The 12,623-nt window shown below is 70.4% G+C and carries 8 protein-coding genes and 1 pseudogene; all 9 read left to right on the forward strand.

Going from position 1 to position 12,623, the window contains the following annotated elements; translation table 11 throughout:
* The first annotated feature begins 3 nt into the window (after nt 1-3).
* Nucleotides 4-4,395: a hypothetical protein gene (locus ACZ6C1_RS33175; RefSeq protein WP_469246161.1), complete on the forward strand. Its 4,392-nt coding sequence runs from the start codon at nt 4-6 to the stop codon at nt 4,393-4,395.
* Nucleotides 4,382-5,284, forward strand: coding sequence for a phage distal tail protein (locus tag ACZ6C1_RS33180; RefSeq protein ID WP_469246163.1), 903 nt, complete (start codon nt 4,382-4,384; stop codon nt 5,282-5,284). Before ACZ6C1_RS33175 ends, ACZ6C1_RS33180 begins: the two co-directional genes overlap by 14 nt.
* 9 nt (nt 5,285-5,293) lie before the next feature.
* On the forward strand, nt 5,294-6,226 hold the full coding sequence (locus ACZ6C1_RS33185) for a hypothetical protein (RefSeq protein ID WP_469246165.1): 933 nt from the start codon (nt 5,294-5,296) through the stop codon (nt 6,224-6,226).
* The gene (locus tag ACZ6C1_RS33190; protein WP_469246167.1) at nt 6,223-7,317 is read left to right on the forward strand and encodes a hypothetical protein; all 1,095 of its coding nucleotides are present in this window, start codon (nt 6,223-6,225) and stop codon (nt 7,315-7,317) included. Before ACZ6C1_RS33185 ends, ACZ6C1_RS33190 begins: the two co-directional genes overlap by 4 nt.
* Nucleotides 7,318-7,319: 2 nt before the next feature.
* Nucleotides 7,320-9,203: a hypothetical protein gene (locus tag ACZ6C1_RS33195; protein WP_469246169.1), complete on the forward strand. Its 1,884-nt coding sequence runs from the start codon at nt 7,320-7,322 to the stop codon at nt 9,201-9,203.
* A gap of 158 nt (nt 9,204-9,361) precedes the next feature.
* Nucleotides 9,362-10,186, forward strand: a complete 825-nt coding sequence (locus tag ACZ6C1_RS33200) for a hypothetical protein (RefSeq protein WP_469246171.1) — start codon at nt 9,362-9,364, stop codon at nt 10,184-10,186.
* Between the two features lie 1,118 nt (nt 10,187-11,304).
* Nucleotides 11,305-11,589, forward strand: a pseudogene (locus ACZ6C1_RS33205) (peptidoglycan-binding protein); the annotation flags it as partial.
* A 39-nt stretch (nt 11,590-11,628) separates the two neighbouring features.
* Nucleotides 11,629-11,985 carry a hypothetical protein gene (locus tag ACZ6C1_RS33210; RefSeq protein WP_469246173.1) on the forward strand — a complete coding sequence of 119 codons (357 nt, stop codon included), beginning with the start codon at nt 11,629-11,631 and terminating at the stop codon, nt 11,983-11,985.
* Nucleotides 11,986-12,010: 25 nt separating this feature from the next.
* Nucleotides 12,011-12,361: a hypothetical protein gene (locus ACZ6C1_RS33215; RefSeq protein WP_469246174.1), complete on the forward strand. Its 351-nt coding sequence runs from the start codon at nt 12,011-12,013 to the stop codon at nt 12,359-12,361.
* Nucleotides 12,362-12,623: the final 262 nt, after the last annotated feature.

The following is a 12,623-nucleotide window of genomic DNA, read 5'->3' on the forward strand; positions in this document are numbered from 1 at the left end:
GCGGTGGCCAACTGGAACCTGTCGGTCGACCTACGCGGGCAGGGCAACCACCTGGCGAACGCGCTTCAGCGTGACGCCCGGCACGCCCGCACCCTCGCCACTGCCGTACGCTCCGCCCGCAGCGAGATCCGCACCCTCAGCCAGGCGGCGCAGACCACGGCGGCGGCATTGCGGGGGCTGGGCCAGCAGACCGACACTACCCGTGGCCGGCTGCTGCGCATGGGCAGCCAGGCGGGCCGCTCGGCCCGGGACCTGCGCCGCCTCGCAGGCGAGGCCGACCGGCTCCAGGCCCGCCTGGCGCGCATCGACCGTGACATCCGCCTCCAGGTCCGGCTCGACGACCAGACCGGCCCCGCGGCCGCTGCCATCCGGGCCTCTGTCGCCGGTCTGCAGGCGCAGAACCTGAGCCTCCGCGCCGACATGGACACGGGAAACACGGCCGCCGCCGCGCTGGCCCTGCGTGCCGTGCAGGATGCCGCACAGGACACTGCCCGGACGCTTCGCACGCTGCGAGGCCGGGCCGCTGCGACGGCCGCCGCGTTCGACGACATGCGCACCAGCGCCCTCGGCGCAGCTACCGGCGTGCGGTCGCTGAACACTGCGGCCCGCACCACTGACAGCAGCCTGACCTCCCTGTCGGCCCGGGCGCAGGTTCTGCGCGACGACTTGAGCAGCCTCAGCGGCTCCTTCGGTGCGGTCGGAGCCCGCGCGGGTGCACTGGGGGGCTCCATGGGGTCAGCCAGCAGCTCGGTGGGCAACCTGTCGGGCCGCTCCAGCCGGCTCATCGTCGTTGCCGCCGCCCTGGCCACCGCCCTCACCCCGATCGCCGCAGCGGCCGCCCCACTGACCGCCGGTCTGGCTGCGGCGGCCGTCGGGGCCGGGGCCTTCGGCATCGCCATAGCCGGACAGATCAATCACCTTGTCGAGGCCTCCGAGGCGCAGGAGAAGTACGACGAGGCGGTACGTGAGCACGGCAAGGCGTCCGAGGAGGCCGCCAAGGCCGAGGCCGAGCTGATACGCCAGACGGCCGACATGCCGGCCGCCACCCAGGAGGCGGCCGCCGCGTGGTCCCACTTCAAGGACGAGTACGTGGCCATGTCGGATGCGCTGGCCGACGACACCATGCCGATCGCTACGAAGTCGCTGGCGCTGATGGGGGACCAGTTGCCGCGCATCGAGTCGATGACCGCCGGAGCCTCCCGCGAGGTGGACCGGTTCGTCACCATTCTCACCGGCCTGTCGCAGTCCCCGGGTGTCGATGCTCTCGCCGAGCGGTTCGAGGAGTTCACCACCGAAACCCTCGCCCGGGCCAACACCGGCATCATCAAGTTCGTCACCGGCCTCGACCAGGGCGAGGTGGGGGGAAACTTCCGCGAGTTCATGGACTACGCGAAGGAGGTCGGGCCGCTGGTCGGTGACACCATCACCGAGCTGACCCAGGTCCTGGTCCACCTCCTGACCGCCACCAGCGACGTCGGCGTCGGCGTCCTCACGGTCGTCAACGCCTTCGCCGAACTGGTCAACGCCGTCCCCACCGAACTGATCTCCACGCTGCTGCAGGTCGTGTTCGTGTTCAAGGCCATCCAGCTCGCCGGTGCTGGGCTGGCCGCGATAGGCCCCGGGATCGCCGCGACCGCGGTGAGTACCGCGACCTTCGCCCGCGCCGCGCGCTTCGGCGGAGTCGCCTCCGCAATCGCCGGAGTCACCCAGCAGCTCACCCTCATGCAGCGCGCCAGCGTCGTCCTGTCCGTCCTCGCGCTGGCCGTGATGGGCATCAACCAGCTCGCCGACGCCGCCAAGGGCGCCCCGCCGGACGTCGACAAGCTCGCCACCTCGCTGAAGGAACTGGGGCAGTCCGGCCGGTTCACCGGCGAGCTGCAAAAGACGTTCGGCGACATGGACGGACTGGTCAAGAAATTCCGTCAGGTCCAGAAGGAAACCGAGACGCTGGACAAGGTCGGCGACATCGCCGACTACATGCCCGGCGGCCGCAGCATCACCGACCTCACCCGAAAGGTCGACGAGCTCGCCCGCGGCAGCAAGTCGCTCAACGCGGTCACAGAGGACTTCAAGGGCCTGGACGAGACACTCGGCCAGCTGGCCTCCTCCGGGCACGCCGAGCTCGCCGCCGAACAGTTCGCGAGCATCCAGGAGTCGCTGCGTCTCGAGGGCGCCGACCCTGCAGCGATCAAGGAGGCGTTCCCCGAGTACCAGGCCGCGCTCGCCGCGCTGGCCGCAGAGCAGAAGATCACCGCAGCGTCCATGGGCGTCTTCGGCCAGCAGGCCCTCGCGACGCAGGCGAAGCTGAACGCGCAGAAAGGCGCGGTCAACGGCCTCCGCCAGGCGATCGTCGACCTGAACGACACCAACCGCTCCGCCTACGACAGCCAGATCGCGTTCGAGGAATCACTCGATGCTCTCACCGCGTCGTTCAAGGAGAACGGCGCCAGCCTGGACATCAGCACCACGGCCGGCCAGAAAAACGGCCAGGCCATGTCGCAGGTCGCCAAAGCCCACGACGAAATGGTCACCGCCGGTATCGCCGCAGGCGAGTCCCTCGGGGCGATGACGGCCAAGAGCGACGCCCTCCGCACCACCATGATGAAGCTCGCCACCGAGGCGTTCAGCGGCAGCAAAGCGAAAGCCACCGAGTACGTCAACACCCTGCTGGGCGTACCCGGCGAGATCAAGACCCTGGTCCAGCTCGAGAACCAGGAGGCCATGAACGGCCTGCTGGAGGTCCAGGCCGAGATCAACAAGACCCCCGGCGCCAAGTCCGTCACCGTCTCCACCCTGAACGGCGCGGCGATCAGGGCCCTTGAGGCGGTCGGGCTGAAGACCAGGCAGCTGCCCGACGGGCGCACCGAGGTATACACCGCGAACGGGCAGGCCCTCGGCGCCATCGGCACCGTGTCCACCGCGATGCACAACCTGAACGGGATGACGGCGAACACCACCGTCATCACCACCTACAAGATCCGCGGGAACCCCAACGTCCCCTCCGGCACCTACTTCGGCTCCACCGCGGGCCGGTCCGCCGACGGCAACATCTACGCCGGGGCCCGCGTGCAGCAGTTCGCCGAAGGCGGCATGCGCGAAAACCACGTCGCGCAGATCGCCAAACCACAGCCTGACCTGCGGATATGGGCGGAGCCCGAGACTCACGGGGAGAGCTACATCCCTCATGCCAGGTCGAAGTGGCCCCGCTCCCGCGCCATCACCGAAGAGACCGTGCGCCGCCTCGGCGGTGACCCGTCCAGCATCCAGTGGAACGCCGACGGCAGCGTCACGGACTGGCGGTACGACCCGAAGACCGGCAGCCTCTACAGCCCTTCCGAGGCTGTCCGGGCAGGGCAGAAGACCCGCAAGGTCAAGGGCAAGGAAATCAGCTACTTCGACATGGGCGCGTTCGAGAAGCGGCTACGCACCACGTCCGACATGACCCGCCGCTGGAACCGGGACCTCGCCATCGTCGCCGACCGGGTCGGCGGGGACGTCGCCGAAGCGCTGGCCGCCATGGGAACCGACGGCTACGAGCTGACGAAGAAGATGGCCACCGGGTCGGTGAAGTACATCAACAACATGGCCGCCGCCCTGCGCGGTCTGGCCGCGACCGCGAGGGCATCGCTGACGGACTACACGCGGCAGATGTCCAAGGCCACCGCCATGGACGCCAGGTTCGCCACGAACCTGGCCACCCTCGCCGGCCGCGGCTACGGGGACCTGGCCAAGCAGCTCGCCGCCCAGGGCGACCAGGCCGCCATGGACCTCGCCGCGGCCGCCGTGTCCGACTCGAAGAAGGCCGGCGCGGCGAACACGGCCGCCAAGCAGGCCAACAGCGCCCTCACCGGAGACCAGGTGGAGCAGCTGGTGGCCATCATCGCCGCAGTCACCACCTCGAAGACCGGCATCCACGACGTCGCCGCCACCACCGGCCTGGGAGAAGACGAGATCATCGCCGTCGCCAGCAAGGCCTCCGCCCAGATCAAAAGCTCCCTGGGCGCCCGCGCGACGAAGTTCCTCGCCGACCTGGCCCGGGCGAGCAAGGGCCTGTCGTACGCCAACGGCGGCATCCGCGAAGGGATCTACTCCACCGTCAACGGCGCCGTCACCTTCGCCGAGCCATCCACCGGGGGAGAGGCCTTCATCCCGCTGGGGGCGAACAAACGCCGCGCCGCCACCCGCGTGCTCCGGGACGTCGCCAACAGGTTCGGGATCGGCCTGACCGACATGGCCGCATCCCGGCAGGTCGTCGTCATCAGGGAGACCGGCGACACCCACGTACACGTCGCCCCGCTCCGTACCGGCGCGACGGCATCCGAGATCGGCGCACAGGTGGGCTGGCAGATGCGCCGCGCCCGCAGGGGAGGGGTGACCACTCGTGCCGGAGCCTGAGATCACCGACGGGCAAGTCGACCTGTGCGGCACCGTCATCGGCCGCAGCACCACCGTCAACATCATCGACATCACCGGCCTGGGCCGGCCCCCGGTCCGCGACAACGACCACGACCAGCCCTCCAGCGACGGCTCCTGGCCCGGCCCGGACTACTTCGCCCCCCGCTCCGTACAGATCAACGCCGCCATCAAGACCCCCGGCGACCCGGTCGCGTGCGAGGACATGCTCCACACCCTCCAGCAGCCCGCCCACGACCCCGCCATCCGCCTGGCCGGCGGCGCCACCATGACGCTGCGCATCAAGCGCCCCGGCCGCACCGCCAAGCGCCTCGAAGGCCGCCTGCGGCGCCTGGAGCCCGAGTACGGGCAGGTCAAGCACGGCTACATGCCCCTCGACATCGAGTTCGTCGGCACCGACCCCACCTGGTACGCCGACACCGAATCGACCGTCGAGATCCCCCTGGGCTGGCTGACCGGAGGAGGATTCGCCGCCCCTGTCACCGCCCCCATCTTCGTACAGTCCGGCACCACCGCGGCAGACCGCCCGGGCTGGGCCGACAACGAAGGCGACGCCGACGCCTGGCCCGTCATCCGCATCACCGGACCCTGCCACGACGTCACCATCACCCACGCCGAGTCCGGCCGCCAGCTGCGCATGCCGACACTGACCCTGGCGGCCGGCCAGTGGGTGGAGATCGACACCCGGCCCGGACACCGCACCGTCATCCGCGAGACCGGCGGCAACGCCTCCGCACTGCTCGCCCCCGCCTCCCGGATCGACCAGTTCTCCATCCCGCCCGGGCTGAACGAATACCGCTGGACCGCGTTCGACAGCACCAACACCGCCCGCATGCGCCTGACCTGGCGCGACGCCTACACCGCCCTCTGAGGAGACGCCATGGCGCTCATCCCACAGCCGATCCTCGTCGACGGCGCCACTCACTCCGCCCAGCAGTTCCGCCTGCTGGTCTCCGACCTCGCCCGCGACAACGAGGGCATCACCCGCGGCACCGACCTGAAGGTCACCCAGCTCGGCACCCCCGGCGGCTCCGTGCAGGTCGCCTCCGGCACCGGCGTGGTCCGCGGCCGCGCGAACACCTTCCAGGGCTCCTACGCCGTGGCCAACACCGGCGCGACGAACGTCGCCATCGCCGCGACCGGCGGCGCGGGCCGCTCCGACATGCTGATCCTGCGCGTGGAGGACCCCGAGTACGAGGGCACCCTCGATCCGGCCACCGACGACATCGCCTATTTCCAGGTCATCCCCAACGTCTCCGCGAGCGCCACCGCGATCCCCGACGGCCGCACCGGCATCCCGCTGGCCCGCATCGACATCCCCGCCTCCACGTCGACCATCACGAACGCCATGATTGTCGACATCCGGAAGATCGCGAACCCCAGGCGGGAGCGCCAGACCTACACCCAGTTCCCGGCCAGCGCCTCCGCCAACATCACCAACAGCAACGGCGTGTGGCAGAACTTCTCCACCGCCGCAGGCTGGAACATCGCCATCCCCACCTGGGCGTCGAAGGCGAAGATCCGGGTCGACGCCCTGCAGCTGAAGTACACCAACCAGTTCATCGGCGCTTTCCGCGGCCTGTTCGGCGCCTCCCTGGCCACCCAGTCCGTCGTCCTGGACACCAACTCCACCGGCGTCCACCGCCAGCCGGCCGCCGCCGTCGACGAGCTGACCATCACCGACGCCTACCGCGGCACCACCCAGCTCCTGCGCGTCCAGGCCACCGGCACCACCGGCAACACCGGCACCCTCACCGCCGACGCCTCCACTTCCTTCTTCGCCGACGTCGAGTTCCTCGAGGCGCCCCGGTGAGCCCCGCCCGGGTCCTGACCCAGCACGCCCTGACCGGCGAATGGCTCTCCCACGCCCTGCCGCTGCGGGACCTGGAATACGGGCCGGAACTGTCCGGCCCCGGCTCCCTGACCGGCTCCCTCGCCCCGCGGCTGCTGTCCCAGCACCCCACCCTCCTCGACCCCGGCACCACCTGCATCTACGTCGAGGAAGACGAGCAGATCACCTGGGGCGGCCTGGTGTGGGACGTCCGCACCCAGGGCGACAGGCTGACGGTGGAGGCCGCGTCCTGGTCGTCCTACGCCCAGCACCGCCACGACCTCGACGGCGAGTTCGGCGGCCGCGGCCCCTACGTCTACACCGACCGCTGCCAGGTCATCCGCGACATCTGGGCCTATCTGCAGTCCGCGGCGGACGGCGACCTCGGTGTCGTCGTCGACACCACCACATCCACATCCACGGTCGGCACCCCTGCGGACGTCTACCACTCCAACTTCTGGGAGCACCCCAACCTGGGCGATCTGATCGACGACCTCGTCTCCGGCGAAGCCACCCCCGACTACACGTGCGCCACCGCGTGGAACGCCGACAGGAGCGACGTCGTCAAGCAGATCCGCCTGGGCTGGCCCCGCCTGGGCGCCCGCCGCAAAGACATCTCCTTCTCTTCCGGCGTGAACATCCTCGAGGACCCCGAGGTCGCGCTCGCCGGCGACGACTACGCCCAGGTCGTCGTCGCCGCCGGCTTCGGCGACGGCCGCGCCAAGCGCCGCCAGATTTCCGCCGTCCGCAACGGACGGCTGCGCCTGGAGCACGTGATGGACCTGCCCGAGATCAAGGGCGACGACATCCTCGCCGCCCGGGCGAACGCCGAGAGGGCCTGGCGCCAGACCCTCGGATCCGTCGACCAGATCACCCTGCGCAACACCCCTGCCGCCCCGTTCGGGTCCTGGCAGGTCGGTGATGACGTCTACACCCGCGTCCACAACGCGTGGACCGACTACACCGGCTGGTGCCGCATCACCGGCTGGACCATCAAGCCGGACGCGCCCGGCGGCCCGCAGGCCACCGTGCAGCTCAAGCCCGCCGACACCTACCAGTACGGAGGCGTCTGACCGTGGACATCGGACGGAAGCTGGCTCAGCTCGAGCAGCGGCTGGCGGCGATGGAGCGGCAGTCCCGCCTCGGCTCGGCCAGCATCGACGACACCGCCATCGAGGTGCGTGACGCCGACGGATCGCTGCGCGCCCTGGTCGGGCAGCAGGCCGACGGCACCACCGCGGTCAACGTAGTCAACGGCCCCCCGCCCCCCAAACCGGCGGCGCCAATCGTCACCTCCGTCCTCGGCGGTGTCGCCGTCTCCTGGGACGGCCTCTTCACCGACGGGGCGGTCGTGCCGCTGGACTGGGCACGCACCGAGGTCCACGCGTCGCCCACCACCGGGTTCACCCCGACGGCCGCCACCCTCACCTCGACCATCGAGACCGCCCAGGGCGCCACCGTCGTCGTCCCCACCGACGACCCCCTCTACATCCGGCTGGTGGCCCGCAGCACCTCGGGCACCGCCTCCGACCCGTCCGACCAGGCAGGCCCGCACGGGCCCGCCGCCGTGGTCGCCAGCGACATCCTCGACGGCATCGTCACCGAGGTGAAGCTGGCGAACGACGCCGTCACCGCCGCGAAAATCGCCGCTGCTGCTGTCGGCACCACGGAGATAGCCGACGACGCCGTCACCACCCAGAAGATCATCGCCGGGGCGATCCTCGCCGCGCACATCGCCGCCGGTCAGATCGTCACCGACAAGCTCGCCGCCGAAGCCGTCACCGCGGCGAAAATCGCCGCGCTGGCCATCACCACCGACAAGATCGACGCCAACGCCATCACCACCGCGAAACTCGCCGCCGGGTCCGTCGACGCCACCGCCCTCAAAGCCGACGCCATCACCGGCAAAACGATCACCGGCGGCACCATCAACGGCGCCGAGTTCCACAGCGACGACGGCGCAGGCGCCACCGTCGACATCGAAGACGGCTCCGTCACCGCCACCGCCGCCTCCGGCTGGAAAATCCTGATCGACCCCACCCAGACCCTCCCGGTCATCGGATTCCTCAACCCCTCCGGCTCCACCGCCGGCGCCATCAACGGCAACGACGACGCCTCCTGGCCCGGCCTCAACATCAGCTCCGGCCCCTTCACCGACGGAGCCATCACCGACTGGCGCTGGCTCACCTACATGGGCCCAACCCCCTCGGCCAACCACTGGTACACCCGCCGCATCCGCCACTCCAACCCGTCCGTCGTCAAGGGCGGCTCCATCTACCTGGGCGCCACCTACTCCCAGCTCGGCCTGGTCGACAGCGCCTCCCCCTCCACCAACACGATCTTCCAAGTCAGCGACGGGGTATTCACCTGCGACGAGGGCCGCGTCGCCATCGACCCACCCGCCTCCAGCAACGCCGCCCTGTTCGTCAGCGCCAAAGCCGGCCACACCGGCGCACTGCTGTGGGCGCAGCTCGACGGCACCGACAAATTCGCCGTCACCCCCTCCGGCCACCTGACCGCCGCCGGCACCATCACCGGCAACGAACTGGCCATCACCGCCACCACCTGGTCGTCCTACACCCCCGTCGTCTCCGGCGCCGGCGCCGCAACGTTCTCCACCCGCGACGGCTGGTACTTCAAAATCGGCAAACTCGTCTTCGTCCAGACGCACATCGCCCTGTCCGCCGCCGGCACCGGAACCGGCACGGTCACCATCTCCCTGCCCTCCACCCCCTACCGCGGCAGCGCGAACCGGCGCCAGTACCTGCCCGCCTACGCCGGAGGCATCGCCGCAGGCACCAACTCCGGTGTCGGCGGCACCGCCGTCGGCAACATCAACTTCTCCGGCAGCGGCGCGCAGATCGACCAGCTCCGCGGCCCCACCGACATCCTCATCCGCGGCGACAACCTCTCCGCCACCTCGATCATCACCCTCTCCGGCTGGTACCGCGAGGCCTGACCCGGGGCAACACCCCACCCGCACACCCGTACGCTGATCACAGGGCGACCCTCCGCCCCACGCTCCACACCCCGAGGGACTGCCACCCCGCCCCACCGGCCGGGCGCTGGCACACCATCACATGCTCTGGGCGCGGGGAGATCCAGGAGCACGGGCGAGTGCCCGCACACGTCACGGTCCACGAGTACCCGGTCCAGCCACACCTCGGACGCCACCAGGCACTGGACCCGCGCAGCCTCGCCTACCGCCGCCCCTACGACGGCCACACACTGCGCCCCACCAGCTGGGAACCACGGGTCCCCGTACTGGACCAGCAAAACCTCCTCGCCCAGGGCATCAGCACCTCCGCCGACTACGGCCTCGACACCGACCTGGACGCACTCGGATCGTGCACCGGCAACGCCGCCACCGCAGCCCTGTCGATCCTCCTCACCCCCGAACAAGCTGCAGCCGCCGGCCTCAGCCTCACCGACCCGGCCGCCGCCCAGCACTTCGCCATCGGCCTGTACGCCGACGCCACCAGCCACGACGTCTGGCACGAGCTGACCTGGCCCGCCCAGGACTGCGGCTCCTCCGGCCTCGGCGTCGCCAAGGCCATGCACGACCGCGGCCTGATCGACCAGTACGGCCACGCCACCACCACCGAAGAGCTGTGCGCCCTGCTGCAGACCGGGCCGGTCCTGATGGGCATGCCCTGGCACGCCGCGTTCTCCGAACCCAGCGCCGAGGGGTTCATCGACAGCGACCCCACCTGGCCGGCCTCGCCTCTCGAAGGCGGCCACGAGGTGTGCATCACCGCCCTCGAGGCCGTCGCCACCGAGGACGACGAACTGCTGCCCTCCCACACCGTCCTACGCCTGCGGAACTCCTGGGGCTCGTCGTGGGGCGACCACGGCGACGCCCGCATGTTCCTGGCCACCTACCTCGCCCTGAGACCCCAGATCGACGTCATCCAGCCCCGCAAGGACGGAGTCCTCCTGTGACAGCGGCGTACCACGTCGCGGTCGACCACCTCGACCCCGACACCCTCGAGACCACCACCACCTACTACGGCGTCGTCGACCAGGACCACGTCGACGAGGTCCGCGCCATCGCGGCCCTCGACACCAGCGAACGCCACGTCAAGGACCACCCCCGCCACCGAGGCGCGTTCATGGTGCTCCGCTCCGACGGCGACCTCGACGTCTACGTCCCCATCGACGGCCCCGACTCCCAGGTACTGCGCCCCGACCCCTTCAGCCGGGACGCCACAGCCACGGACGCGGCGCGTCTCGCCGTCGACACGGTCACCGGTGAACCACCCCTCCCGCGCGGCGCCACCGGCCCGGCGTACATCGCCGGCGTCATCAAGCTGGGCGACCAGTCCATCGGCGGCGCCATGGACACCCCCAGCGCCCCGCCCCGCGTCACCTGGCACACCACCGAGTCCCCCGCCGGCCAGGCGTACTTCTACAGCGTCGGCGCCTACCTCATCCGGGTCGGCGCCGAGCCGCAGGTCATCTACGACCCGGTCTCCGACCTCCTCGGCCAGTTCGGGCCGCTCACCCAGTCCGGCCGCGCGCTCCGCAACGACGGCGACCGCCGTACGAACCGCGAGGGCAGGGTCAACATCCAGGTCGAGGTTCTCGGCCGGGCCGCACAGCCGTGGACGGCGGGCTTCGACCCGGCTGCCAAGCCGAACTTCCGCAGGTTCCTCGCCGCCGCCCGCGCGCACGGCGTGCCCGACGTATGGCCCGCCGGGAAGCCCCCAGCCACCGCCGCCGCGGCGACGAAGCGGGACCGCACCATCTGGCAGACCAAGGGCGGTCACTTCGGGCACTCCCAGGTCCCGGGCAATGATCACTGGGACCCGGGCGGCATCGACATCAGCATCGTGCCGGGCAAGCCCGCCCCCACCAGCCCCACGCCCGAGCCGGGCGGCGGCACCACCAGCGGCGCGAGCACGTACACGGTGAGGAAGGGCGACACCCTCTCCTCCATCGCCAAGGCCCACAAGACCACCGTCGGCCGCCTGGTGGCCCTCAACTCCATCACCGACCCCGACGAGATCCGGGTCGGGCAGAAGCTCCACCTGCCCACCGCCACCCCGATCGCCCCGGCCAAGCCAGCGACGCCCGCGAAACCCGCTCCGTCGGTGTACGAGCCGTACCCCGGGGCGGCGTTCTTCCACACCGGCCGACGCAGCCCGATCATCACCGCGATGGGCCGCCGCCTCGTCGCCGAAGGCTGCGGCCGCTACAACCACGGGCCCGGCCCCCAGTTCACCAACGCCGACCGCCGCTCCTACGCCGCCTGGCAGAAGAAGCTCGGCTACACCGGCACGGACGCCGACGGCATCCCCGGCAAGAAGTCGTGGGACGCCCTCAAGGTTCCCCGGCAGCTCTGACCACCCCCCAGCCCCGCCCCACCCATCGAGGAGACAACCGTGAAGATTTGGGGACGCGAACCGGCCGCTCTGCTGGCCCTGTTCGCCATCATCGTCAAGCTCGTCGCCGCGTTCGGCGTCGACGTGTCCGTCGACCTCCAGGCGTACATCAACGGCGCGGCCGCCGCCGGCATGGGCCTGCTCATCGCCTGGAAGACGAGGGACGGTCTCGGCGCGGCGGTCATCGGCTTCGCTCAGGCCGCCCTCGCGCTCGCCCTCGGCCTCGGCCTGAACTGGAGCGGCGACCAGCAGGCCGTCGTCATGGCGTTCGTGACCATCGCCGTCGGCATGTGGGACCGCACCCAAGTCACCGCCCCTCTCCCGCCGAACGCCACGAAGCCGGCCGTGGTCTCTTGACCCCCTGGTTACCCGGAGCACCGACATGGCCGATGAGCCGACGAACGGTGAGCTGAGTCGGCTCATCGGCCAGCTCGACACCCGATTCCACAGCCGATTCGCTGAGCTGAACTCCCGCCTCGACAAGGTCGTCAGCCTCGATGTCTACACCATCCAGACCACGTACGTGGAGCAGCGTCTGGCCAGTCTTCAGAGCGACATCCAGCGGTGCGCGGACGCGAACGCGAAACTCGAGGACGATTTCGAGCAGTATCAGCGTGACGTGGCACGACAGCGGGAAGACGAGCGGCAGAAGCGCCTCTACCAGGCAATTCTTCCCATCCTTCTTGGCCTGTTGTCGGTAGCGGTAGCGGTATGGGCGGTGGTCTCCCGATGAGCGATACCCGACGCAAGCCCAAGCCGCCCGGACGCCGGCGCATCCCGATGCCGCGTGCCGAGCTTCTCGTGGCCGTGACCTTGATCTTCGTCGTCGCGTTCCTGGGATGGATGGCCGTACAGGTCGTCTCCCTCACCCATGAACTGCGCACCGCCAACCACGCCCGCGATGCCCTCGCCCGACAGGTCGAGGGCCTGGGCGGTGACCCCGTGGCCGGCCCGGCAGGCTCCCGCGGTGAGGCGGGAGAGAGCATCGTGGGACC

Source organism: Streptomyces sp. NPDC041796, assembly GCF_055590785.1.